General features: G+C 67.0%; 16 protein-coding genes. 8 read left to right on the top strand and 8 right to left on the bottom strand.

The features are described 5' to 3' along the window. Nucleotides 1-255 precede the first annotated feature (255 nt). The gene (locus J7J50_RS14815; protein WP_215056208.1) at nt 256-3,699 is read right to left on the bottom strand and encodes a GH92 family glycosyl hydrolase; all 3,444 of its coding nucleotides are present in this window, start codon (nt 3,697-3,699) and stop codon (nt 256-258) included. 314 nt (nt 3,700-4,013) lie between these two features. Between J7J50_RS14815 and pgaA the strand changes: the two genes are divergently transcribed. The 4 genes from pgaA (at nt 4,014) to pgaD (ending at nt 10,656) form a co-directional block, all read left to right on the top strand. Beyond that, entirely contained in the window at nt 4,014-6,104 is a 2,091-nt protein-coding gene (pgaA, locus tag J7J50_RS14810) for a poly-beta-1,6 N-acetyl-D-glucosamine export porin PgaA (RefSeq protein ID WP_215056209.1), read from the top strand. Next, nucleotides 6,101-8,065 carry a poly-beta-1,6-N-acetyl-D-glucosamine N-deacetylase PgaB gene (gene pgaB / locus J7J50_RS14805; protein ID WP_251044648.1) on the top strand — a complete coding sequence of 655 codons (1,965 nt, stop codon included), beginning with the start codon at nt 6,101-6,103 and terminating at the stop codon, nt 8,063-8,065. Before pgaA ends, pgaB begins: the two co-directional genes overlap by 4 nt. A gap of 63 nt (nt 8,066-8,128) precedes the next feature. Further along, a complete protein-coding gene (pgaC, locus tag J7J50_RS14800) occupies nt 8,129-9,388 on the top strand; it encodes a poly-beta-1,6-N-acetyl-D-glucosamine synthase (RefSeq protein ID WP_215056210.1) in 1,260 nt (419 codons plus the stop codon). After that, the gene (gene pgaD / locus J7J50_RS14795) at nt 9,385-10,656 is read left to right on the top strand and encodes a poly-beta-1,6-N-acetyl-D-glucosamine biosynthesis protein PgaD (RefSeq protein ID WP_215056211.1); all 1,272 of its coding nucleotides are present in this window, start codon (nt 9,385-9,387) and stop codon (nt 10,654-10,656) included. The genes pgaC and pgaD overlap by 4 nt, the downstream gene beginning before the upstream one ends. A gap of 81 nt (nt 10,657-10,737) precedes the next feature. Here pgaD and J7J50_RS14790 read toward each other — a convergent pair whose 3' ends face one another. Further along, on the bottom strand, nt 10,738-13,014 hold the full coding sequence (locus tag J7J50_RS14790) for a CocE/NonD family hydrolase (RefSeq protein WP_215056212.1): 2,277 nt from the start codon (nt 13,012-13,014) through the stop codon (nt 10,738-10,740). Between the two features lie 260 nt (nt 13,015-13,274). Between J7J50_RS14790 and J7J50_RS14785 the strand changes: the two genes are divergently transcribed. From J7J50_RS14785 to J7J50_RS14770, 4 genes are all read left to right on the top strand, one after another. Continuing rightward, the gene (locus tag J7J50_RS14785) at nt 13,275-14,786 is read left to right on the top strand and encodes an amidase (protein WP_215056213.1); all 1,512 of its coding nucleotides are present in this window, start codon (nt 13,275-13,277) and stop codon (nt 14,784-14,786) included. A gap of 589 nt (nt 14,787-15,375) precedes the next feature. Further along, nucleotides 15,376-16,455 carry a histidine kinase gene (locus tag J7J50_RS14780; protein ID WP_215056214.1) on the top strand — a complete coding sequence of 360 codons (1,080 nt, stop codon included), beginning with the start codon at nt 15,376-15,378 and terminating at the stop codon, nt 16,453-16,455. Further along, on the top strand, nt 16,452-17,195 hold the full coding sequence (locus tag J7J50_RS25280; protein ID WP_343222517.1) for a LytTR family DNA-binding domain-containing protein: 744 nt from the start codon (nt 16,452-16,454) through the stop codon (nt 17,193-17,195). The genes J7J50_RS14780 and J7J50_RS25280 overlap by 4 nt, the downstream gene beginning before the upstream one ends. 129 nt (nt 17,196-17,324) lie before the next feature. Further along, nucleotides 17,325-18,830 carry a serine hydrolase domain-containing protein gene (locus tag J7J50_RS14770; protein ID WP_215056215.1) on the top strand — a complete coding sequence of 502 codons (1,506 nt, stop codon included), beginning with the start codon at nt 17,325-17,327 and terminating at the stop codon, nt 18,828-18,830. A gap of 56 nt (nt 18,831-18,886) precedes the next feature. Here the strand turns inward: J7J50_RS14770 and J7J50_RS14765 are convergent, their stop codons facing one another. The 6 genes from J7J50_RS14765 to J7J50_RS14740 all read right to left on the bottom strand — a co-directional run bounded on the left by J7J50_RS14765 (nt 18,887) and on the right by J7J50_RS14740 (nt 25,973). After that, nucleotides 18,887-20,173, bottom strand: coding sequence for a glutamate-5-semialdehyde dehydrogenase (locus J7J50_RS14765; protein ID WP_215056216.1), 1,287 nt, complete (start codon nt 20,171-20,173; stop codon nt 18,887-18,889). Beyond that, nucleotides 20,170-21,411, bottom strand: coding sequence for a glutamate 5-kinase (proB, locus tag J7J50_RS14760; RefSeq protein ID WP_215056217.1), 1,242 nt, complete (start codon nt 21,409-21,411; stop codon nt 20,170-20,172). The genes J7J50_RS14765 and proB overlap by 4 nt, the downstream gene beginning before the upstream one ends. Then, nucleotides 21,408-22,697 carry an argininosuccinate lyase gene (locus J7J50_RS14755; protein WP_215056218.1) on the bottom strand — a complete coding sequence of 430 codons (1,290 nt, stop codon included), beginning with the start codon at nt 22,695-22,697 and terminating at the stop codon, nt 21,408-21,410. The genes proB and J7J50_RS14755 overlap by 4 nt, the downstream gene beginning before the upstream one ends. Nucleotides 22,698-22,826: 129 nt before the next feature. Then, nucleotides 22,827-24,155, bottom strand: coding sequence for a proline--tRNA ligase (proS, locus tag J7J50_RS14750; protein WP_215056219.1), 1,329 nt, complete (start codon nt 24,153-24,155; stop codon nt 22,827-22,829). A gap of 230 nt (nt 24,156-24,385) precedes the next feature. Beyond that, the gene (argC, locus tag J7J50_RS14745) at nt 24,386-25,351 is read right to left on the bottom strand and encodes an N-acetyl-gamma-glutamyl-phosphate reductase (protein WP_251044649.1); all 966 of its coding nucleotides are present in this window, start codon (nt 25,349-25,351) and stop codon (nt 24,386-24,388) included. Further along, nucleotides 25,344-25,973 carry a GNAT family N-acetyltransferase gene (locus J7J50_RS14740; RefSeq protein ID WP_215056221.1) on the bottom strand — a complete coding sequence of 210 codons (630 nt, stop codon included), beginning with the start codon at nt 25,971-25,973 and terminating at the stop codon, nt 25,344-25,346. Before J7J50_RS14740 ends, argC begins: the two co-directional genes overlap by 8 nt.

Raw genomic sequence — 25,973 nt, 5'->3', positions numbered from 1 at the left:
GCGAGTTACAAGCGGCGCCAGGCCAAAGCAAAGCCACGACAACAACAACAGCCACGGCAATGGCAACGACAACGACAAAAACAACAGCAACAGCGCCAATAGCCGCAGCCGCAGCACAGTCACAGTCGCGGCCGTAGCCGTAGCCGTAGCCGTAGCCACAGTCTCAATCGCAGAAAATATTGGCAATAGCCACAGCAAGGCCCGCGGCAACGCAACCCCAACGTTTACCGAACCAGCAAACTCAGAACAATCCGCCTACCTGGCCTCACCCAACAATTCAACTTCAGCCAACTCGATCGCCCCCTGCCCATCCCCATCGTTCAACAGCCGCAACCGATAGCGCGAATACGCCGCCGGTTGCGCGATGGCGAAAGCGCGGGTCTGCCGTCGCCAGGCGAAACGCTGATCGCGACGCTCGTCCAGCGTCGTCCATTGCGCCCCATCGTTCGACGCCTGCAACGCCCAGGCCTGAGCATCGCCGCGCTTGCTCGACGAAGTCAGCGTATACAGCCGCGCCATGGCCGGCGCCTTGAAATTCCAGCTCAGCGACGGCATCGGCCCGCTCAAGCGCGCGGACGTGGCCGAATCGTCGTCGAACAAAGCCGCCGCCTGCTTGGCGTTCAATCCGGCGACCGCGGTGTTGTCGCGACGGCCCAGATCCAGCAGCGGCGACGGCGTCTCGCCTTCCTGGCTCAACGACTCGGGCAAGGCCTGCGGCGAACTCGCCCAGTTCGACGGCGACGGGCCCATGCGAAAATCCAGCACCGCGCCCTGCGCCAGCAACTCATGCGGCAAGGTCAACCGGTCCCAGGGCTCGCCGTTGACCCGCAACGACTGCACGTAGCGATTGCGTTCGCCGACCTTGGGCGCGTTGATCTGCAACTGCTTGCCGTTGTCCAGGCGGATGGTCATGCGCTCGAAACGCGGCGCGCCGATCACGTACTCCGGCGAACCCATGCGCAACGGATAAAAACCGGCAGCGCTGAACAACCACCACGCCGACATCTCGCCGTTATCCTCATCGCCCGGATAGCCCTGGCCGATTTCGCCGCCGCTGTACAGGCGATCCATGATGTCGCGCACCTTCTCCTGGATTCGCCACGGCTGCCCGGCCGCGGCGTACATGTAGGGAATATGGTGCGAAGGCTGGTTGCTGTGGCCGTACTGGCCCATGCGCACGTCGCGCGCTTCCAGCATCTCGTGGATCACCCCGCCGTAGCTGCCGACATCGAACGTGCCCGGGGTGGAGAAGAACAGGTCCAGCTTGTTGCCCAGGGCGCTGCGGCCGCCGTACAACGCGGCCAGGCCGGCGCCGTCCTGCGGCGCGTGGAAGGCCATGTTCCAGGCGTCGGTCTCGGTGTAGTCGCCGCCCCAGCGGGTCGGGTCGAACTCGGTCGCGGTGTAGCGCCAGCGGCCGTCGCGGTGGCGGCCGACGAAGAAGCCCAGTTGCGGATGGAACAAGTTGGCGTAGCCCAGCGCGCGATTGCGGTAATACGCCGCGTCGTCGGCGTAGCTGTCGCGATACGCATCGTCGCCGCCGCTTTCGCGCGACAGCGCCGAGGCCAGGCGCGCGATGGCGAAATCGTTGATGTAGCCGTCCATCGACCAGGACAGGCCTTCGTCGGTGCTGGTGTCGGTATAGCCCTTGAAGATCGCGCGCTCGATGCCCTTGCGTCCGGCGCCGGGCACCGGGCTGACGGTGGAGGCGTTGCGGATCGCCGACTGATAGAACGAGCGCACGTCGAAATTGCGCACGCCCTTGAGCCAGGCGTCGGCGAAGGCGACGTCGGAACTGGTGCCGACCATCAGATCGGCATAGCCCGGCGAGGACCAGCGCGCGATCCAGCCGCCGTCGCGATACTGCTGGACGAAACCGTCGATCATCTCGCCGGCGTGCTTCGGCGTGAGCAGCACATAGGCTGGCCAGCTGGTGCGGTAGGTGTCCCAGAAGCCGTTGTTGACGTAGACCTGCCCGTCCATCACCGCCGCGCCCGTGCGGGTCGCGCTGCTCGCGCCTGCAGCCGGCGAGAACGGACTGGCGTACTGGTATAGCGGGCGCTCGGCGGTGCCGGTGTTCTCCGAGCCGCTGTTGGGATACAGGAACAGGCGATACAGATTGGAGTACAAGGTCGCGCGTTCGTGCTCGGCCGCGCCCTCGACCTGGACGATGCTCAGTTGCGCGTCCCAGGCCGCGCGCGCGCGTTCGCGCACGCTGTCGAAGCTGTCGCTGTCGGCGATTTCCAGCTGCAGGTTGCGCTGCGCCTGTTCCACGCCGATCAGCGAGGTGGCGATGCGCATGCTGACCTGACGCGCCGGATCGGCGGACAGATCGAAGCCGTACCAGGCCGAGACGCGGTTGCGGTCCTTGGCGCGGTCCAGGCGCGCGCCGTCCTTGATCGGCCGGTCGAAGCGCGCATGGAAATACAGGCGGCCGGCGCCGGCGGACAGCTTGCTCTTGCCTTCGGTCCAGCCGCTCAGGCCGCGGCCGTCGCGATCGAGCACGATGTCGCCGTGTTCGTCGCGCTGATCGAACAGCAACTGCGCGCGCCCGTCGGGATAGGTGAAGCGCAGCATCGCGGCGTGGTCGGTCGGCGTCATCTCGGCGATCAGGCCGTTGTCGAAACGCACGCGGTAATAGTCGGCGCGCGCGGTTTCCTGGTCGTGGCCGAAGCTCAGGCCGCGCTTGCCGCGATCGAACTGCGGCGCGCCCTCGCCCAGCGCCGGCAGGATGTGCAGGGTTTGCCGGTCGCCCATCCACGGGCTGGGCTCGTGCGACAGCGCGAAGGCTTCGATGCGCGGCCGATTGTCCTCGCCGTTGCGCTCCTGGTACTGGTAGATCCAGTCCGAGCCGGCGTTGGTGGTCGGCGTCCAGAAATTGAAACCGTGCGGCAGCGCCACCGCCGGAAACGTGTTGCCGCGCGAATAGCGCGAGTTGGAATTGCTGCCGCGGCGGGTATCGACGTAATCGCTGGGATGCTCGGCCGCAAGCTTGTCCGCGTTTTTCTTCAACGGCGCCGGTTCGATCCGCACATCGTCCAGATAGCCGCGATAGGCCTGTCCGCGTTCGCCCTCGTGCACCAGCACGATCTGGCGCACGCGGCGCCCGGCGGCGACCTCGCCGATGCGGCTGGCCACCGCGTTCCACTGATCCGGATACAACAGCCGCGCCGCGCCCTGCCCGCGCGCGCTCAGCGGGTTGCCGTAGCGATCCAGCGGCTTGAGCTGCGACAGGCGGCTGCCGTCGTCGAACACCAGATCGATGGCGACATAGGTCGAGGCGTTGCGCAGATTGTCGAGCTGCGACACCGGCGCCGGCGCGGCGACGTTGGCGGGCGACAACGGAAACAGCCGGTACGACAGCTCGCTGTCCTTGCCGACGGCGATATCGACCTCGAACACCTGCGCGAGCTGTTCGGCGCCGTTGCCGTCGCCTTCGAAGCGCAGCGAATGCACGCCGGTGAAGCCGGCCCCGGCCTTGGCGGTCAGGGCCGCGGCCGCGGGCGGGCCGCCGTCGAGGCTGACGCGCATGGCGTCGGCCGCCAGCGGCGCAGGCGCCGGATCGGCGGCTTCGAAGGAACTCCAGAACTGGCGCGGCGGCTTGGCCGCGGCAGCGGGGCCGGCGATCGCGCAGGCCAGGGCCCAAGTCAGCGCCGCCCTGCCCAGGACGATGCCACGGCGGTTCTCTCTACGTGCCGACATATCCGCTCCCAGTGCCCTCGAACGGCATGCCGTTCTGTCGCCGCGCGCCGATGTGTGACGTCGCGGCCCCATCAGAGATTGATTTAAATCGATCTAAATTCAGCTTGTCAAACCGCGATGCAGCATCTTCGTGCCTGTTCACAGGCATAAAACGTTTTTAATAACAATAACTTAGAGACGAGGAAGCCGATCGCGTTCACAAGCCATTGGCACATCTTTTGCGTCAATACCCGAACAATGTGACTTGTTTCACATTTTTATTTGCACCAAGTCACGCTCTGCAACACTCCCCGCCCTTCGGAACTCGGTCTCCAATGCCGATACAGCATCGTCTTGCCCTGTCCATCGCTCTGGCGACCGCGACCGCAACCTGCCCATTTACGTCAGTTATTGCCTCACCGAGTCAATCCACCACTGCCGACCCCCTGCCCGAGATCGAGCGCCTGCGCGCCGACCGCCAATGGCTGGCCGCATTGGCGCGGATCGAAAGCGCGCAGGCCGCCTGTCCCGATGACGATCGCCTGTACCGCCTGCAGGTGCTGACCCTGGCCGACCTGGGCGGCGCCGACCGCGCCTGGGCCCTGTATCAGGCGCGCCCGCAGTTGTTCAGCGCGGACGAACGCCAGCGCCTGGATTCCGACCGCCTCGCCCGCCGGGTGCTGTGGGGCACGCTGTTTCCCGAGAGCGAAACCGAGCGCCTGACCGAAATGCGCGAAGCCGGCGACGCGCTCGAACAACACCGCGCCGCGCAGACGCCGCCGCAACAGCAAGCCGACCTGCGCACGCGCTTCGACGAACTGGTGCTGCTCAACCATCTGGAACGCCACGCCGAAGTCGTGCAGCGCTATCGCGCCCTGCAGGCCGAGAACGTGCAACTGCCGATGTACGCGCTGGCCAAGGTCGGCGCCTCGCTGCTGGCCGACAAGCATCCGGAAGAAGCCGCGACGGTGCTCGAACGCGTCGCCCGCGAATGGCCGGAAGACCAGGATTCGCAGCTGCAACTGGCCTATGCCTACTCCGAAGCCGAGCGCTTCGACGACGCCTACGCGCAACTGGAAAAGATCAAGGCGGCGCAGCCGGCGTTCGTGCGCGTCGACGGCGCCAAGGAAAGCCATGAGAACTGGCGCCACTACGACGCCGACAGCCACCTGACCATGATCCGCCTCTACGGCGAGGACACGGTCGGCGCGCAGAGTTACCTCGAACGCCTCGCCGCGATCGGCCCCACCAACGCCGGCCTGCACAGCGATCTGGGCGTGACCTATCAAAAGCGCGGCTGGACCGATCGCGCGCTGAAGCGCTTCCGCATCGCCAGCACGCTGGAACCGACCGACGTCGGCGCGCGCATCGGCCAGGTCGGCGCGCATCTGCAACACAACCGGGTGGATCTGGCCCGGCCGATTCACGACGAACTGCTGGCCAATCGCGCGCGCGACGTGCAGGTCAAGCAGATGGCGCAGTCCTGGGACAGCCGCATGGGCTGGCATTGGCTGGTCGGCAGCAGCTTCGGCCGCAGCGATGCGCGCGGCGGCGGCGCGACCGCATCGCCGCTGGGCAGTCGCGACGCCGAGCATCGCGTCGAAATCCAGAGCCCGCTGATCCACGACCGCTGGCGCCTGACCGCGCATGCGCGCGACGCCTGGGCCGAGTATCCAGACGGCGCGTTCGGCAAGGAACGCGTGCACGACCGCCGCACCGGCGTCGGCGCGCTGTACGTCTACGATCGCCTGAGCCTGGGCTTCGGCGTGGATCGGGCCAACGATCGCTGGCTCGACAGCGGCGATCGCACCGGCTATTACGCCGATGCCGGCTGGCGATTCGACGACGCCTGGTACGGCACCGCGTCGTGGTATCGCGGCACGCCGGAGGCTTCGCTGCAGGCGCGCCGCAGCGGCATCCACGCCGACGCGCTGAGCCTGGGCCTGCGCTACACGCCGAGCGAGCGCACCAGCCTTGGCGCGACCGCACAGCAGTTGCGCTACAGCGACGACAACACCCGTACCGCCTTCGGCCTCAACGGCGAGCAGCGCCTGTTTACGCGTCCGCACCTGCTGATCGACGGCCTCGCCGACGTGGCGACCAGCCGCGCCAGCCGCCGCGATGCCGACGTGCCCTATTTCAATCCCAGCCGCGATTCGTCGCTGAACCTGGGCTTGCGCTTCGACCATCTCGCCTGGCGCCGTTACGAGCGCCACTTCCGCCAACGCCTGACCGTGCAAGCCGGCTCGTACTGGCAGCAGGGCTACGGCAGCTATTGGATTCCGCAATTGCGCTACGAACACGAATGGCGTTTCGCCACCGGCCGCACCTTGAACTACGGCGTGAACTGGTCGCGACCGGTATACGACGGCGTGCGCGAGGAACACCTCGGCTTCGATCTGACTTTCCGCTGGGGTGAACAATGAGCATGCAAGGTTTCGCGACGCCGGCCGCGACGATGCGCCGCGCGTTCAAGCGTCTGCTGTTCAGCGCCGCGTTGATGCTGGCGATGCCGCTCGCGGCCGCCGCGGCCGAGCCGGCCGCGGCGATCGAGCGCGGCGCCGCCGACGCGATCGCGCAGCAGGCCAAGGCCGATCAACTGCTAGTGCTCAGCTACCACGACATCCGCGACGACGTCGCGCGCAAGGGCGATCCCGACGCCTACGCGGTCAGCACGCAGAACTTCGCCGCGCACCTGGACTGGCTGTCCGGCCACGGTTACCAGCCAGTCGCGCTCAGCGACGTCATCAAGGCTTCGCGCGGCGAAAAGAAACTGCCGCCCAAGGCCGTGCTGCTGACCTTCGACGACGGCCTGCGCAGCATCTACACCCATGTGTTTCCGCTGCTGCGCGCGTATCGCTATCCCGCGCTGATGGCGGTGGTGACCGGCTGGGTGGATCTGCCGCGCGAGCAGAAGGTCGATTACGGCCCGCGCATGTTCACCCACGACGATTTCGTCACCTGGGACCAGTTGCGCGAGATGCAGGCCTCGGGCCTGGTCGAGATCGCATCGCACAGCGACAATCTGCATCGCGGCGTGACCTCCAACCCGCAGGGCAACACCATGCCGGCGGCGATCACCCGCGAATGGGACGCCAAGGCTCAGCGCTACGAGAGCGAAGCCGAGTATCTGGCGCGTGTGCGCAAGGATCTGTCCGCGAGCGCGGCCGCGATCAAGCGCGAACTGGGCGTCTCGCCGCAGTCGGTGGTGTGGCCGTACGCGGCCTACAACAGCCAGACCAACGCCGTCGCCGATCAGCTCGGAATGAGCGTGACCTTCGATCTGGAAGGCCGTCATCAGGCCATCGGCCGCGACTTGCACGGCTTGGCCCGTCTGCTGATGTTCGACAACCCCACCGTCAACGATCTGGCCTACGAACTGCGCCACGACGAAGAACTCGACGGCGTGCGCGCGCTGCAGGTCGATCTGGACTACGTCTACGACGCAGACCCGCAACAGCAGGCGCGCAATCTCGACAAGCTGATCGAGCGCGTCAAGCAGATCGCGCCCAGCCACGTGTTCCTGCAGGCCTTCGCCGATCCCGACGGCAACGGCTCGGCCGACGCGATGTACTTCCCCAACCGCCATCTGCCGATGCGCGCGGACCTGTACAACCGCGTCGCCTGGCAGCTCAAGACCCGCGCCCACGTCAAAGTGTTCGCGTGGTTGCCGGTGCTGGGCTTCGAACTGCCGGACAAGGCCTTGAACGCGAAGCTGGAGATCAAGGCCAGCAATCCGGCCGAGACCCATCGCCTGAATCCGTTCGAACCGCGCACGCGCCAGATCGTCGCCGATCTGTACGAAGACCTAGCCGTCAGCGGCTACACCGAAGGCCTGCTGTTCCACGACGACGCGCTGCTGCGCGACGACGAATTGCGCGGGCAGGCGCCGGCCGATCCGGCCGCGCGCACCCAGGCGCTGATCGGGTTCACGCAGGAACTGGCGCGCGCCGCCGGCAAATGGCGGCCGAAGCTGATCACCGTGCGCAACCTGTTCGCAAGCCCAGTGCTGAATCCCGAAAGCGAGGCCTGGTTCGCGCAGAACCTGGCCGCGTTCAATCAGGCCTACGACTACACCGCGGTGATGGCGATGCCGTGGATGGAAAACAGCCGCGATCCGCAGCGCTGGATGGACGCGCTGATGGCCAAGGTCAAGCAGTCGCCGCGCGGCCTGTCGCGCACCATCTTCGAACTGCAGACCGTGGACTGGCGCCACCAGGATCGTCCGATCCCGGCCGCGCAACTCAAGGCGATGGCGCACCGGCTGCAAGCCGCCGGCGCGCGCCATCTGGCCTGGTATCCGGACAACTTCATCGACGACCGCCCTTCCACCGCCGACGCCCGCGAAATCATGTCCGCGCGCGGTTTTCCCTATATCGAACGCTGAGCCAGCGACGGCCGCGACCGCGGCCACGACGCAAGCCCGCCATCAGACCGCCACGAGAACGCCATGAGTCCCGCCGCAAGCCCATTGCTCACTGCGCTGTTTCAGTTCGCGTTCTTCTATCCGATCGTGATGTCGTTCTTCTGGATTTCCGGCGGGCTGTACTACTACTTCCGCCGCGAACGCCACGCGCGGCCGCGCACCGATCCGCCGCCGATGCCCGACGCGCCGTTCGTGTCGATCCTGATTCCGTGCCACAACGAAGGCGACCACGTCCACGAAACCATCGGCGCGGCGCTGGCGCAGCGTTATCCGGACTTCGAGGTGATCGCGATCAACGACGGCAGCCGCGACGACACCGGCGAGAAGCTCAACCGCCTGGCCGCGCAGCACCCGCGCCTGCGCGTGGTGCACCTGGACCGCAACCTGGGCAAGGCCAACGCCATGCGCATGGGCGCGCTGGCGGCGCGCTCGGAGTACCTGGTGTGCATCGACGGCGATGCGCTGCTGGACGAATACGCCACCCACTGGATGGTCTGGCACCTGTGCGAAGGCGCGCGGGTCGGCGCGGTCACCGGCAACCCGCGCATCCGCAATCGCTCGACCCTGCTCGGCCGGCTGCAGGTCGGCGAGTTCTCTTCGATCATCGGCATGATCAAGCGCGCCCAGCGCGTCTACGGCCGCATCTTCACCGTGTCCGGGGTGATCTGCGCGTTCCGCCGCAGCGCCCTGCACCGGATCGGCTACTGGTCCGACAGCATGGTCACGGAAGACATCGACATCAGTTGGCGCCTGCAGATGGACCACTGGGACATCCGCTACGAACCCAACGCGATGTGCTTCATCCTCATGCCCGAAACGCTGAAGGGCCTGTGGAAGCAGCGCCTGCGCTGGGCTCAGGGCGGCGTGGAAGTATTGCTGCGCCATACCCGCGACCTGTTCTCCTGGCGCAAGCGGCGCATGTGGGTGGTGCTGGCCGAATACGTGATGAGCGTGGGCTGGGCCTACATCATGGCCTTCATCATCTCGCTGTGGGCGCTGGGGCTGTTCGTCGAGCTGCCCGAGCAACTGCGTGTGACCACTCTGCTGCCGTCGTGGCACGGCGTGATCCTGGCCTTGATCTGCCTGCTGCAGTTCGCCGCCAGCATCATCATCGACCGCCGTTATGAAACCGGCGTCGGCCGCAACTATTACTGGATGATCTGGTACCCGATGGCGTACTGGCTGCTGAGTTTCGCGACCACGGTCACCGCGGTGCCCAAGGCGTTGCTCAAGCGCCGCGGCACCCGCGCGACCTGGGTCAGCCCGGACCGGGGACTGCGATGAGCAACGAGCGCACCACGCCCGGCACGGGTCCGGGCACCGGCCGCGCGGCGGCGACGTTCACGTCGCCGGCGCACGCGATGCCGCCTTTGGGACAAGCCGCCGCGGTGAGCAGCAACGCCGCCACCGCTCCGGCGCCGCACAAGCACGATTCGCGCCTGATCCAGAAACCGGGCGCGCAACCGGCGTTGCCGCGCACGCTGTGGGGCATGGTCACCGGCCTGTTCTGGCTGATCTACCTGTATCTGTGGACGCCGGTGCTGACTCTGGTGCTGTGGCTGCTCGGCATCCGCAACGTCGCTTCCGAGTTGTACCTGCGCACGCACGAAGTCGATCCGTTCCTGATGCTGGCCTTGCCCGCGACCGCGGGCGTGGTGGTGGCGCTGCTGCTGATCTGGGCCGAATACAACCGCTGGCGTTTCGCCTCGGCCAGCAGCGAACGCCGCGGCACCCAGCACAGCGTCGCGCTGGAGGAAGTCGGGCGCGCCCTGGGCGCCAGCAGCGAAGTCGCCGCCGCGCTCAACGCCGGCCGGGTCAGCGTGCTGCACATGGACCCCAACCACGCCGTGCCTGTTTCGGTCAGCGCGGTCGTGCCGACCTTTCCGGCGCAACCGTTCCCGCCGGTGGCGATGCCGAAGTTCGCGCGCCCGGCCGAGGCGCCGAACAATTCGTGGCTGCTGGCGTTGGCCTTGAGCGCGATCGCGCTGGTGATCGCCGTGTTGATCGTGATCTCGCACGGTTACCGGCAGATCGAAAGCTCGGCGCCGATGCAGGCGATCGAGGGCACGCCGGGCATCGACCGTCCCGGGCTGGAGGCCGCGCCGGAGCTGATCGAACAAACCACGGCGCGCCTGTCGCAGATCGATCGCGTCGCCGACGCCACGATCGCGGCGACAGCGAAGGCGAACGCCGCGGCCGCCGCCGCGGAGAAAGCCCGCCTCGCCCGGGCCCGCGTAGCGAACGAACGCCGCGCCCGCGCGGCCGACGCCGCCAGCGCCAAACCGCGCCCGCTGCCGGGCTTCAGCCCCAAGCCGCCGTATCCGCTCGAAGCGCTGCGTCACAGCGAAGGCGGGCTGGTGACGCTGCGCGTGCAAGTCTCGGCCGACGGCCATCCGCTCAAGGTCGAAGTCAGCCGGCGCAGCGGCAACCGCATTCTCGATCGCGCGGCGATCAACACCGTGCGCCGCTGGCGTTTCGCTCCGGCGGTGCGCAACGGCAAGCCGATCGCCGCGGTGGTGATCGTGCCGATCGAGTTCACGCCGCGGAACTGAACATAAAACCGACCACGAAGATTCTTTAGAAATCGCAGCAGTCACAAGGCTTTTAAAACCAAAGCCGCGGCCCCCAACCCATCACCGCGCCAACGGAACCTCCAGATAGCTCCGCCCCGACCACTCGATCCGCAGCGGCTCCTCCGCATCGGCGATGGTCTCGTCGCTGACATCCTTGCCGCTGCCGTAATTGATCTGATCCTGCGGCCCCTTGCCCGGCCCGACCATGGCGACCAATCGGCTGCCGGGCTGGAACGCACGGCTGGTGGCGCGCCCGGCGACGAAATCGAAGCGCTGGCGCTTGCCCGGCTGCAGCAGGCGCCGCTGTTCCGGATGCCCTTGGTAGCTCAGGCGCGACTGATAACGCGACAGTTCGAAGTACTCGTTCTGCGCGGTCAACTCATACAAGCCGATATGCAGATCGACATCGCGCTTGTTCGTGATCAGTTCCAGATGCCCTGAAAACAGCCCGCTGAACTCGACCGCCGCGGCGAAGGGCTCGCTGACGAAGGCCACGCTGCCTTCGGTGTCGAGCACCTTATCGACGATGCCGCCGCCCGGGACGATACGGTCGGCATCGCGGCGATCGGCCAGATCCAGCGTCTGCACCGCCGACCGCCGCTTCGACGCCTCCCCCTGCAAACCCCAGGTGCCGTCCTCGCGCGCCGCGCCGAAGTACAGGCGCGCGCGCCGCGGCCCCATCGCAGCCAGCGACGGTGCGTGTTTCCACACATTGCTGCCCATCACCTGATAGTTGATCCGATCCTGCAGCAAGGCCGGCTTGGGCGCGCCTTTGAAAACGTAATCGAACCATTGATAACGCAACTGGCCGATGTCGATGCCCGCGACCGGGTCGATCGTGTAACCGCGCACCGTATTCCCGGCCACCACCGTGCCGCGCTGGCCGCTGAAGTGGTCGTACGGGCCGATCACCAGGTAATGCTCCGCCTGCGGCCGATAGCGATAGTGTTCGCGCAGATGATGCAGCGCGCCGATCTGCGCGCCGTCGAAATAGCCGGTGGTGGTCAACACCGGAATATCGATCGCGCCGTACTCATGACGGTACGGAATCATGCTCTGCCAATAGGCGTCGTAATCCGGATGGTCGAGCCAGCGCCGATACAAGGCATTGGTGGTTCCGTCCAGCGTATCGCGCTCGCGGTACGCCCCGCCTTGCGCATACCACTGCCGGAACATGCGCTGCCAGCGCGCATTGTCTTCATACGCCGCGTAATCCAGGGTCTTGTTGTTGGCGACGTAGAACGGCCAGTAGTGCTGGAAACCGAAGAAGATCCCACCTTCCATCGGCACGTCGATCCCGGGCGCGCCGGTCACCGACGGCATCATCGCCTTGAGCGCCTTGGGCCGATGCTTGGCTGTGGCCCACTGAGTGAAACCTTCGTAACTGCCGCCGAACATGCCGACCCGACCGTCGCTCCATTCCTGCGCGGCGATCCAGTCGATCAACGCCGCCGCATCGGTGCCGTCGTGCTCGTAAGGTACCGGCGTATCGGGACTGCAGCCCTTGCCGCGGCTGAGCCCGGTCACGCCCGCATACCCGTTAGACGCACTGCGCCGGGCTTCGTTGAGCATCGTCGCCGGATCGGCGTAGATGGTGAAATTGAGCAAGGCGGTCAGCTTGGCCGGCGCCGCACGCTGGCGCACGATCAACGCGCACACGGTCGCACCCTCGGGCGTGCGCACCGCGACATCGCGCTGGATCAGATAACGCCGGGCATCGTCGGCGGCCAGCAAGTCGGCGGCCTGGGCACTGAAGTCGCGATAGACCGCGGCGACCAGATAGGCGCGAACCAGTGCCAACGCGGAGGCCCGATCGATACGCGACTTGCCCTTCTGCCCAGCCAGCGCGGCATCCAGCGCCCGCTGCTGCGAGGCCGAGTTGAACTGATCGCGACCGAACCCGCGCATCGCGATGGCCGCGGCGCGGTCGTCCATCGACCCAAACACGGTTTCGAAACTGCGCCGGAACGCGCCATCGAACTCGCTCCGCTCGCGCATCTGCAACTGCTTGCTCGCCGCATAGACCTCGTACTGCGCCATCATCGCGCGCTGCTGCGGCGCGCCGCCCAGCGGCGACAGCCGGCGCAGTTCCTCGATCGAAGCCAGCGCCTGCGGATACTGCCCGGCGACGATCTGCAGCCTCGCCGCAGTGCCCAGGTAACGCACGCGATCGTCGTCGGTGTAATCGGCGACAACCTGCCCGGCCAGCGTCGGCATGGCCCGGTCGAGTTCGGAGCGGCTCTCCACCGCAGCGGCCGGGAACGGATAATCCGCGGCAGCGAACACCGGGCACGACAGCAGCAACCACAGACAGCACACGACAACGGCGCGAAGCATCCTTTTCTCCCCTGGCCGCGAAGGGCGGCCGCTATATCATGGATGAGCGAATGGGCGGAAGGGTCGCATGGGCGCGAACCGAACGCACGGGTCCGGGCATAGGACCGGGGCTCCAGCCGGAGCGGTCATCGCAATGACCGCTGTCGGCCCGTCGCGACCACCTGTTTTCCGCTAGAATTCCGGCGTTGCAGGGCAAGCAAGTAAGCATCGGGGGCAGAACACCCTCTATTGAATACCGCCGACCTACAGACAGGGCGATCATGAATCCGATTTCCAGGCGTGACCTTCTCAGGGCGTCAGGCGGCCCTTCCACTGCATCCGAAGAACTGGCTTTTTCGTCAGCGACCGACCTTGCGCAACTGATTCAGCGCAAACAAGTCAGCTCGTTCGAACTCACTCAGCACTACATCGAGCGCATCGAACAATTCGATAAAGCGTTGAATGCCGTCGTGGTGCGGGATTTCGAACGCGCACTGGAAGCGGCGAAGTCATCCGATGAATCTCTTGCCCGGGGACACCGACTGGGACCGCTGCACGGCGTCCCGATGACCATCAAAGAAGCCTTCGACGTTTCCGGATTGCCCACTACCTGGGGCGTGCCGGAGCAACGGGCCAACCTCGCCTTGAACGACGCGACGGTTGTCGAGCGCCTGAAGGCCGCCGGCGCCCATTTCATGGGGAAGACGAACGTCCCGCTGCGACTCGCCGACTGGCAGAGCTATAACGACATTTACGGAACAACCAACAACCCCTGGGATACGCGCAGGTCGCCAGGCGGATCTTCCGGCGGATCGGCCGCCGCGCTGGCGGCGGGTTTGACCGGCCTGGAATTTGCCTCAGATATCGGTGGCTCGATCCGAAATCCGTCGCACTTCTGCGGCGTGTATGGCCACAAGCCCACGTATGGAATCGTTCCAACGCTGGGCCACAATCCGCATGGCGTCGTATCCGCGCCGGATCTGAATGTCGTCGGGCCAATGGCGCGATGCGCGGAAGATCTGGAGCTGGCCCTGGATGTCGTAGCCGGTCCCGACCGGTTCCGGTCACCGGGTTGGAGACTGGTGCTGCCACCACCGAAGGCGCACACGTTACGAGGCCTGCGCGTTGCGATCTGGCCGAAGGAGGATTCCGTTCCCACATCGACCGAGATATCGGATCGCGTGCAGGAAGTCGGAGAAGTTCTCGCTCGCGCTGGCGCGATAGTCTCTGACCTGGCGCGTCCTGAAATCTCTCCAGGCCAATCGCACAACACCTATCTGAGCCTGTTGGGATCGTCTGGACTCGCCAACCTTCCCGACGACTACTATTCCGCCATCTCGCAGATGGCTGCGGAACTCGATGCGAACGATGAGTCGCCGTTAGCGGTGCTTGCGCGTGCCCGCGTGCTGGATCATCGAAGCTGGTGCGATCACGATGAAGCGCGCACCAACTACCGGCTACGGTGGCGCGCCTTCTTCAACGATTGGGACGTGGTGATCTGCCCGATTTCCGCGACAACGGCCTACGAACACGATCATCGGCCCAGGCCAGAGAGAGTTCTCGCCGTCGACGCGGCACGGACTTCGCATTACGAGCACTACTTCTGGGTTGGCCTTGCGACCGTCGCCTATTTGCCGAGCACCGCTTTTCCCAGCGGATTGTCGAGCGAGGGGCTTCCCATCGGCCTGCAGATCATCGGCCCGGAATATGGCGACCGCACCACTATTGAAGTAGCCCGGCTGATCGCACAAGAGTTTGGCGGTTTTCAGGCGCCGGCTGGTTTCGGGGCCTAGCAACCACGGCCGGGCGTCCGCATTTGGCCGCCTCGCGGCGCCATAGGTCCGGCCTCCTCGTCGCCAAGACGAAACGCTGCGATTGCCAGCACCAGCGGGCAAAACACGTCGCTCCCAGCAGTGGGCTGCGTCAGCGCCTGTGGCGGCAAGACGCGCACGCGGCGGCGCGGGCCGCATCGCCTTGCGATCGCGTTACCGCAGGGAACTACCCGTTCGGCGCATCGCGCTGGTATTCGCCGGTCTGCGCCTCGATGGTGGGCCTGGCTTCGAAAATCTGCCGTCGCCCTGGGCCAGAGTGGAAGTCAGGCAGACGCGGCCATTCGACGGCCGTTGTCGCATGCTGTATCTATCCGACAAACGCAATCACCCCCAGTCTCACGCGCCACTCAAACATCATGTCCGCCCACCAGGAACAAGTCGCGAGTCGCCCGATGCGCGAGCAAGGCACAGGGGCCCGCGCCCTGCTCGGGCGCGCCGGTCCGCAAGGCTCTTCCGCCTCGATATGCGGTAACGGGCCCTCGCGCGTGCAGGGGCATCCATGACGTCCTCTCGCCCCGGGCGGCGCATGCTTCCGCCCTTCTGGCTGCCGGTGCTCGCCGGCCTTCCATTGGGCGCTTGCCTGCTGGTGATGGCTATTCCGATCCTCGGCCATGGCAACGCCACGCTGGCGCGGACGCTGTATCTGTCGGCATTCGTGCTTTGGGTGCTGCCGTTGACCCTGCTGCAGCGGCGGCTGTGGCGGCGTGGGTTGCCGGTATGGCGAATCGCACTGGTTCTGCTGGCGGCCACCTATCTGATGGCGCTGGCCACGCGCTTGCTCAGTCTCGCGTTACAGACGCTGCCATCCGGCCATCCGGCGCGGCTGGCGACTCCCGGCGTGTTGGACGCATCGCTCCTGTTCCGTGGACTGGAAGGCGCCTGGCTGGTATTGGTGGCCTATTGCGCGGTGCATGCGGTGGTGGCGTACTACGCGGAATTGCGCCGCGAACAGGCCGAACACCTGGAAGCGCGGGCGTTGGCCCGCGATGCGGAACTGCGGGCCTTGCGTTATCAACTGCAACCGCACTTCCTGTTCAACACGCTCAACGCGATCTCGACGCTGGTGGCCGAGGAACGCGGCGCACAGGCGCGACAGATGCTCGCTCGGCTCGGCGACTTCCTGCGCTGCGTGCTCCAGGCCCGACAGGGCCATGAGATCGCGCTCGCGGAGGAAATCGCCATGACGGACACCTACCTGGAGATCGAGAAGGCCAGGCTGGGCCAGCGTCTGGTGGTGTCGTGGCATCTGGGCGACGGTGTGCTCGCCGCGCAGGTGCCCTGTTTGCTGTTGCAACCTTTGGTGGAGAACGCGATCCGTCACGGTATCGGACCGCGCAGCGCGCCCGGCCGCATCGACATCCGCATCGCACGCGATGCCGCCTGCCTGGATATCCGCATCGGCAACGATCTGCCCGCTCCCGGCGAATCAGCGCCACGAGACGACAGCCGCGGCGAGGCGGTGGGCCTGGACAACGTGCGCGCTCGGATCGCCCGCCTGTACACGAACCGCGCGACGCTGCATGCCGGCATCGACGACAACGGCCGCTACCAGGTTCGGATGATGTTGCCGTTCAGCACTGAACCCGTTCACACCGGGCCCGATCACGTCGCGCCGGAGCAGGTCGCGTGATCCGCGTCTGCGTGGTCGACGACGAACCCTTGGCGCGACGCGGCGTCGTTTCGCTGCTCGCCACGTTCGACGATATGCAAGTGACGGCCGAATACGAGGATGGCGCCACGGCCCTGGCGGGGCTGCTGGCGCAGCCGCCGGATCTGGTCTTCATGGACGTGCAGATGCCCGGCATGAACGGTCTGGACGTGTTAGCCGCGCTCCCGCCCGAACACCGGCCGCTGTCCATCCTGCTCACCGCGCACGACAGCTTCGCGGTGCGGGCTTTCGCCTTGAATGCGGTCGACTACTTGCTCAAGCCCATCGACGATCCGCGCTTCGCCGAAGCGGTCGAGCGAGCACGCCAGCTGCTGCGCCTGCGCGTCATGGACAACGTCCGCGCCGCCGCGATCGCACCGGCGAAGCACTTGCGGAAATTCTCGGTGAGGATCGGCCATCGCACACTGCTCATCGAGGCCGATATCGTGACGTGGATCAGCGCAGACGGCGACTATGCGGTCCTTCATGCCGGCGAGCGCACGTACATCGTGCGCGAATCGCTGCATCAACTGGCGGTGCAACTCGACCCTGTGCGTTTCGTCCGCGTGCATCGGTCATCGATCGTGCGCCTGGACCAGGTTGCCGAGTTCCAGCCGTTGACCAACCGCGACGCGCTCGTGCGCCTGCGCGACGGAACGCCCGTGCGCGTGAGCCGTACCTACATCGACTCGCTGTTGTCCGCGCTTCACGCGACTGGCTGATCCGCGCATCCGGCGGCTGTTCGGCCAGGCCCACTACCGAATTGGCGCAAGGCAAGCACGTTCCGCCGCGCCAGCGCTGAAACGCGGGCCATGCCGCATTAGCTTGATGGCTCCCACTGGAGCCGACCGATGCCCGTCACGCCAATGCTTCCGTTCGTGCGCTATCCCTTGTCCGCGGCATGCGCGATTGCGCTGTTTTTCCTGGCCGCACCGTCGAAGGCCGCCGATACCTGCGACGCGCCCGCGACCGATGAAGCCGCGGCCACCGCGCAACGCATGCTGCAGGCCTTGATCGATACCAACGCCGTGCCGGGCATGGGCGCCGCCGTATGGCGCAACGGCCGCGTGGCATGGACCGGATGCGCCGGGTTGCGCGATGTCGAAGCACGCAAACCGGTGCGACGCGACACGGTGTTCCGTCTGGCCAGCGTGTCCAAGGTCATCGCCGCCACCGCGGTGGCGAAGCTGGCCGAGGAAGGCCGCCTCGATATCGACGCGCCCGTAAGCGGGGTGTTGCCCTGGCTGCCCGAGCCATGGTCGCCGGTGACGGCACGCCAGCTCGCATCGCATACCTCCGGCGCGCCGCACTACTCCGGCAACGACCTCGATGTGCTCGGCCATGTCCGCTATCCCACGGCGCGCGACGCGGTCGGAATCTTCTCCGGGCGCGCACTGCTGTCGGCGCCGGGCACGTCCTACCGCTACTCGTCCTGGGGCTATACGCTGCTCGGCGCGGTGATCGAAGCGATCTCGGGCGAGCACTTCCTCGACTACGTCAGGCACCAGGTAACCGATGGACTGGCGATCGACGCCGACGGCGAAGCGGCTGCCGAAAACGCTTCGCAGTTGTACGCCATCGAAGGCGGCGCGATCGTGCACATGCCGCGCACCGACATGAGCTACATCTGGCCCGCAGGCGGGCTTTCGGCCACGCCCGAGGCTTTGGCGCAGTTCGGTGGCCGCGTGCTGGAACACCGCATCGTCGGCGCCGCGCGCTGGCGGGCGATGCAACAACCGATCCTGCTGGCCAGCGGCGAGCCCGCGCGCGAGCGCGACTACGAGGTCGGTTTCGGCTGGCGGCTCGGCCGCGATGTCGACGGCCACCGCATCGCGCACCACGCGGGCATCACCATCGGCGCGCGCAGCATGCTGATGCTGTGGCCCGACGAGGACACCGCCGCCAGCGTGCTGTCGAACGCGCTGTGGGTGTCGTCGATGGAGCCCACCGCGCAACTGCTTGCCGCTCCTTTCCGCCCGCGACCGGCCGGCCTGGTCATGGCGGATTGTCCTGTCGCGGGCCGCATGGCTGGCACGCTCAAGAACGTTCGCTTCGATCCGGAAGCCAGGTTCCGTTTGGAGCGCGGCCGCTGCGTCGGCGAATTGGCCGCATCCGCGCCGCTGCGCGAGCATTTCGCCAAAGCAACCGCATGGCCAAGCCGCAGCTTGCGCATCGTCGCACTGGCCAGCGACGGCACACTGTCGCGCGCCGCGCTTGCGACCCCATTCGGACTGTACGAGCTACGAGCCGTCGCCGCCGGGCGCTGGTCGGCAACGCTCGGTGCTGGCGCGAGGTTGGAGTTGGCGATGGCAGGTCCACAGGCTAGCACTCGGAGCCGTAGCGCGGGACGGCGCTGAAGTCGCTGGATTCCCGCATTCGCGGGAATGACGGCGGCGAGAATCGTCGCCGATCTTCACTCCCGATTCGTCAACGACTCCGCATGCCGCACCTGCCCTTCCCCGCGCACCACGAAGCGCTCGATCGTCAACGACTCAACCCCCATCGGCCCATACGCATGCAGGCGCGTGGTCGAGATGCCGATCTCCGCGCCCAGGCCAAGCTGGCCGCCGTCGTTGAAGCGCGAGGACGCGTTGACCATCACCGCAGAGCTGCGCGTGCGGCGCACGAAGGCGTCGGCCGTGGCCGCGTCTTCGGTGGCGATGACTTCGGTGTGATCGGAGCCGAAGCGGGCGATATGCGCCAAGGCTTCGTCCAGGTCGTCGACTACGCGCACGGCGATGATCAGGTCCAGGTATTCGGCGGCATAATCGCTGTCGTCGGCGGCGGCGATCGCGGCCGAATGCACGCCCGCCAGCGCGCGCGCGCGCTCGCAGCCGCGCACCTGCACGCCGCGCGCGGCCAGCGCGGCGAGCGCGTCGGGCAGGAAGCGTTCGGCGATGTCGCGATGCACCAGCAGCGTTTCCAGGGCGTTGCACACGCCCGGGCGCGAGGCCTTGCCATCGATCAGCAGGTTCAGGGCCAGGGCCGGATCGGCGGCGCGGTCCACGTACAGATGGCACACGCCCTTGTAGTGCTTGATCACCGGCACGCGCGCGTGCTCGGCGACGAAGCGGATCAGGCCTTCGCCGCCGCGCGGGATCGCCAGATCGATCAGGTCCGACAGTTGCAGCAGTTCCAGCACGTGTTCGCGCGCCGGATCTTCGATCAGCGACACCGCCGCTTCCGGCAGACCTTGCGCGCGCAAGGCCGCGTGCAGGCAGGCGGCGATCGCGGCGTTGCTGGCGCGCGCTTCCGAGCCGCCGCGCAGCAACACCGCGTTGCCGGCCTTCAGGCACAGCGCCGCGGCGTCGGCGGTGACGTTGGGGCGGGCTTCGTAAATCATCGCGATCAGGCCCAGCGGCACGCGCCGGCGTTCGATCAGCAATCCGTTCGGACGGGTTTCGCTGCGGGTCACCGCGCCGAGCGGATCGGCCTGCCGCGCCACTTCGCGCAAGGCATCGGCGATCGCCGCCAACCGCGCGGGATCGAGCTTGAGCCGGTCGATCATGGCCCCGCTCAAGTTCGCCTCGGCGGCGCGCTGCAAGTCCGCGGCGTTGGCGGCGAGGATCGCATCGCGCTGCGCGTCCAGCTGCGCCGCCATCGCTTCGATCAGGGCCTGTCGCGCCGCGCCGTCGAGCGCGGCGAGCACGCTGGACGCGGCGCGCGCGTGTTCGGCCAGATTCCGCACGTAACCGCTCATGGCGACACCTCGTTCGATTGCGATTGCGGCGACGCGCCGATGGCGTCGGCCGCGGTATCGGCGGCCGCCTGCGCCGGAGACGGCGCGGCGTCGTTGCCGATCAGCACCAGATCGTCGCGATGCACGATCGATTCGCCGTAGCGAAAACCGATCAGCGCTTCGATATCGCGACTGTGCCGGCCCATGAGCCGGCCGACTTCGACCGAGTTGTACTGCACCAGGCCGCGGCCGAGCACGTCGTCGCCCTCGCCCGCCGCGCGCAGTTCGACCACGTCGCCGCGGCGGAATTCGCCTTCGACCGCGACCACGCCGCCGGGCAACAGCGAGGCGCCGCGTTGATGCAGCGCCGCCGCGGCGCCGGCGTCGATGCGCAGGCAGCCGCTGGCCGGCGCGTGGCGCAGCCATTGCTTGCGCGCGCGCAGGCGATCGCTGCGCGCGGCGACCAGGGTGCCGTGCAAGGTGCCGGTGCCGAGCGCGGCGATCACGTCGGCATCGCGGCCGCAGAACAGCGCGGTCGCCACGCCGGCCGTCGCGGCTTTCGCCGCGGCTTCCAGCTTGGTGCGCATGCCGCCGGTGCCGAGCGCGCCGGCGCCGCCGCTCGCCGCCTGTAGCAGTTCGGGCGTCACCGCGGCGACCCTGGCGATGGGTCTGGCGCTGGGATCGCGCTGCGGATGGCCGCTGTAAAGCCCGCCGATGTCGGTCGCGATCAACAGCAGGTCGGCATCGACCAGCGAGGCCACCGCGGCGGCCAGATTGTCGTTGTCGCCGAGCTTGAGTTCGTCGACGGCGACGGTGTCGTTCTCGTTGATCACCGGCAAGGCGCCCAGCCGCAACAACTCGCGCAAGGATGCGCGCGCATTGAGATAGCGACGGCGGTTGCGCAGATCGTCGTGGGTCAGCAGCACTTGCGCCACCGGCACGCTCGACAGTTGTTGCCAGAACGCGATCAGCGAGGCCTGACCCAAGGCCGCGAGCGCCTGACGCAACACCAAGCCGTTGCCGCCCGCGTCGATGCGGCTGCGGCCGGCGGCGACCGCGCCGGACGACACCAGCACCACTTCGCGCTGCTGCGCGCGCGCTTGTTCGATGAAACGTGCCAGGCCCGCGGCGTAGCGCGGATCGAGTCCGCCGCCGCTTTGATCGGCGAAGCCGGCGAGCAGGCTGCTGCCGACCTTGAGCACGGCGCGGCGCCAGGGCGGCAAAGGCTGCGCAGCGAAATCCTTTGCCGGCGCGGTCATGTCAGCGCCTGCAAACGTTGCCTGAGCGTGTCCAGGCGCAAGTCGGCGGCGGCGCCGGGCGACACGCGCGCGGCCAGACTGGCCTCGGGATCGCCTTGCGCCCAGCGCGCCGGATCGGCGGCCTGTTTGTAGGCGTCGCGGAACGGCAGGCCCTGGCGCGCCAGATCGACGGCGAGATCGGTCGAATACATCGACGGATCGAGCGCGGCGCGGATCTTCTCCGGCTTCCATTCCAGATTGCGCAGCAGGTCGGGCAGCAGTTCCAGCGCGCCCAGGCCGCGGCCGAAGGCGTGGAAGATCGCGCCCTTGGAGAACTGCAGATCGCGGTGATAACCCGACGGCAGCGACAGCAGGTGTTCGATCTCGGCGCGGCCGGCGGCAATGCTGGCGTAGCTGGCGCGCATGAGTTCGATCACGTCCGGGTTGCGCTTGTTCGGCATGATCGAACTGCCGGTGGTGTATTCGGCCGGCAACGCGACGAAACCGAATTCGGCGCTGGTGAACAGGCTCAGATCCCAGGCCAGGCGGCGCAGGTCGAGCACGGCGGTGGAAAGCGCATCGATGGCGCCGAGTTCGAACTTGCCGCGCGAGAGCTGCGCGTAGGCGGCCGACACCTGCAGGCGTCCGAAGCCGAGCGCGGCGGTGGTGTGATCGCGCGCCAGCGGCAAGTTGACGCCGTAACCGGCGGCGCTGCCGAGCGGATTGGCATCGACCCACTCCAGCGTCTGCTTCGCGCGCAGGGCGTTGTCGATGAAGCCTTCGGCCCAGGCGCCCCACCACATGCCGGCGCTGGACACCACCGCGCGTTGCAGGTGGGTGTAGCCCGGCAGCGGCAGCGCGCTTTCGGCTTGCGCGCGGGCGAGCGCGACCTCGGCGGTTTCGCGGCACAGCGCGTACAGGCGGCCGAGGCGGTCTTTCAACCACAGGCGCGTGGCGACCAGAATCTGGTCGTTGCGGCTGCGGCCGGTGTGGATCTTGCGGCCGGCGTCGCCGAGCCGTTCGATCAGGCGGCCTTCGATCGCCGAATGGCCGTCCTCGAAACGATCGTCGAGGACGAAGCGGCCGGCCTTGAAATCCTCCGCCAGCACGTCGAGTTCGCGCGACAGGCAGTCGAGTTCATCCGCGCTGAGGATGCCGATCTGCTGCAGGCCCTGCGCGTGCGCGGCACTGGCCTGGATATCGAACAGGAAAAATTCGCGATCGAGAATCACGTCCTCGCCGGCGAGGAAGTTCTGGATGCGCGCGTCGACCTTGACGCCGGGTTTTTGCCAAAGCAGATCGGACATGGGGGCGGGGCTCACGGGTCGTCAGGTTCAGATTGGGGAAGAACGATTGGAGAGAAGCGAGGAGTGAGTAAAAGCAATCGCTCCGGCACGTGGGCTGTTACTCACTCCTCACTCCTCTCTACTCGTTTTTTATACTAACGGCGCGGTAATGCGAGCAATCGCTTCGGCGGGCGACAGTTCGACGCGCTCGCCGCCGGCGCGACGCTTGAGTTCGACCACGCCGCGAGCCAGCCCGCGCCGGCCGATCACGATCTGCCACGGCAGGCCCAGCAGGTCCATGCGCGCGAATTTCACCCCGGCGCGATCGTCGGTGTCGTCGTGCAGGGCATCGACGCCGAGCAGTTCCAGCCCGGTCTGCAGGTTGGCGCAGACCTCGTCGATTTGCGCGTCGCCGGGGTCCAGGTTGACCAGGCCGACGTTGAACGGCGCCACCGCGTCGGGCCAGACGATGCCGGCTTCGTCGTGGCTGGCTTCGATGATCGCGCCCAACAGGCGCGACACGCCGATGCCGTAGGAGCCGCCGTGGATCGGGCGCTCCTCGCCTTCGGGCGTGGTCACCAATGCTTTCATCGGCGCGGAGTATTTGGTGCCGAAGTAGAACACCTGCCCGACTTCGATACCTCGCGTCTGTATGCGCTGGTCGGCCGGGACTTCGCGTTCGAAGCGCTCGATGTCGTGCACGTCCTCGGTGGCGGCGTAGCGGCTGGTCCATTGCTGGACGATGCCGCTCAGGTCGCCGTCGTAATCGGTGTCGTCGGCGGGAATCGGCAGATCGAGCACGGCGCGGTCGCAGTACACGGCCGATTCGCCGGTCTGCGCCAGCACCAGGAATTCGTGCGACAGATCGCCGCCGATCGGGCCGGTCTCGGCGCGCATCGGAATGGCGCGGATGCCCATGCGCGCGAACGTGCGCAGGTAGGCGACGAACATGCGCTGGTAGGAACGGCGCGCGGCGGCTTCGTCGATGTCGAAGGAGTACGCGTCCTTCATCAGGAACTCGCGGCCGCGCATCACGCCGAAGCGCGGGCGTTGTTCGTCGCGGAATTTCCATTGCACGTGGTACAGGTTCATCGGCAGCGCGCGATACGACTTGACGTTGGCGCGGAAGATCGCCGTGATCATGTCTTCGTTGGTGGGGCCGTACAGCAGCTCGCGCTCGTGGCGGTCCTTGATGCGCAGCATCTCCGGGCCGTAGGCGTCGTAGCGGCCGCTTTCGCGCCACAGGTCGGCCAGTTGTAGGGTCGGCATCAGCAGTTCCAGCGCGCCGGCGCGGTTCATCTCATCACGGACGATGGCTTCGATCTTGCGCAGCACGCGCAGCCCCGCCGGCAGCCACGAATAGATGCCGGCCGCTTCCTGGCGGATCAATCCGGCGCGCAGCATGAGCCGGTGCGAGGCGATCTGCGCGTCGGCGGGGTTTTCCTTCAAGGTCGGCAACAGGTAACGCGACAAACGCATAACGACTCCAGATTCTTGAACCGGCGATGCACTACCCCGCCAACCGCACCGCAGTTCCCCCCTTTGAAAAAGGGGGGATAGGGGGGATTCGCTTTTGCTTTTGCCTTACACGCAACAGCCAAAGCAAAAGCGAATCCCCCGCGTCCGCTTCGCGGTCGTCCGCCCCCTTTTTCAAAGGGGGCAACGGCATGGGGCGTCCTTTTTTAAAGGGCACCCGCACGGGCGGCCGATCAGGCGACTGGCTCCACCTCAATCCCAAGCAACTCCTCGAACCCGAACGCCACATTCAAATTCTGCAAGGCCTGCGTCGCCGCGCCCTTGAGCAGATTGTCCAAGGTCGAAACCACCACCACCCGGCGCCCGTCTTCGGCCATGGTGAAGCCGCCGATATCGACATGATGCTTGCCGGCGATCTTGCTGACCCACGGCGCCTCTTCCTGCACCCGCACCATCGGTTCGCCGTCGTAATGGCGGTGATAGTGCTCGACCAGCTCCTCGCGATCGAAGCGCCGCGACAGATGCAGGTTCGAGGTGATGGTGAGGCCGCGGAAATGCGCGGCCACGTGCGGCATGAATTCGACCGGATGGCCCAGGTGCCGGGTCACTTCGCGTTCGTGCAGGTGCCCGGTCAGCGCATACGGCATCAGGTTGTCGCGCAGCTTGTCGGGATCGTTCTTATCCGACGGCGTGGTGCCGGCGCCGGAATAACCCGAGACGCCGAAACACTGCACCGGGCCTTCCAGCACGTTGAGCAGCGGCGCGATCGCCAACTGCATGGCGCTGGCGTAGCAGCCCGGATTGCTGATACGGCGCTGGCCGTGATAACCGGCGCGGGTGAGTTCGGGCAGGCCGTAATACCAGTGATCGTCGAAGCGGTAATCGGCCGACAGGTCGATGATCACCGGCTCGGCGCCGACCGCATCGAACGCGGCCACGCAATCGGCGGCCTTGCCGTTGGGCAGCGCCAGCACCACCGCGTCGGCGCCCAGGCCGGGCAGTTCTTCGTGGCTCGGCGAGCTGTAGCGCAGATCGGAATTCTTCGCCGCGTATTCGGGAATGTGTTCGGCCAGACGCTGCCCGGCCAGTTCGCGCGAGGACACGAAGGCCAGCTCGAAGCGCGGATGCGCCGCGATCAGCCGGATCAGGTCGGCGCCGACATGGCCGCGCGCGCCTACGATGCCAACGGTCTTAGCCATGCGTGCTCGCTCCATTGCCGTGCCGGTCCAGTTTGTACTGCAGATTACGCTTCACCGCCGGCCATTCGTTGTCGATGATCGAAAACGCGACCGTATCGCGCGCGCTGCCGTCGGCGTGACGGCGATGGTTGCGCAGCACGCCGTCCTGCTTGGCGCCCAGGCGCGCGATCGCGGTGCGCGAGGCCAGGTTGAACCAACTGGTCTCGAAACCGACCGCGATGCAGCCCATCTTCTCGAAGGCGTGGCCGAGCAGCAACCACTTGGCCTGAGTGTTCAAACCGGTGCGCTGAACGCGCGGCGCATAGAAGGTATAGCCGATCTGCACGCGCGGCACCGCCGGGTCCAAATCGTAGTAACGCGTGCTGCCGACCACCTCGCCGGCCGCGTCGAGCACGACGAAGGCCCAGGCCGCGCCCTTGGCCTGCATCGCCAGCGCGCTGTCGATGTAGGCGTCCACGCCGTCCGGCGCGGGCACGTTGGTGTACCAGGCCTGCGCCAGTTCGCCGCCGGCCAACGCCGCGCGCAGACCATCGGCGTGGGCGCGGCTCAACGGCTCCAAGGTCACGTGTTCGCCGCTCAGGCGCGGCTGCGCGCTCCACGCGGCATGGGCCTGTTCGCTCAT

The organism is Lysobacter sp. ISL-50 (genome assembly GCF_018612875.1).
Classification (GTDB): Bacteria; Pseudomonadota; Gammaproteobacteria; order Xanthomonadales; family Xanthomonadaceae; genus Lysobacter.
Note: the sequence above shows the minus strand (reverse complement) of the source record. Positions and strands in the feature narration are given on the sequence as shown.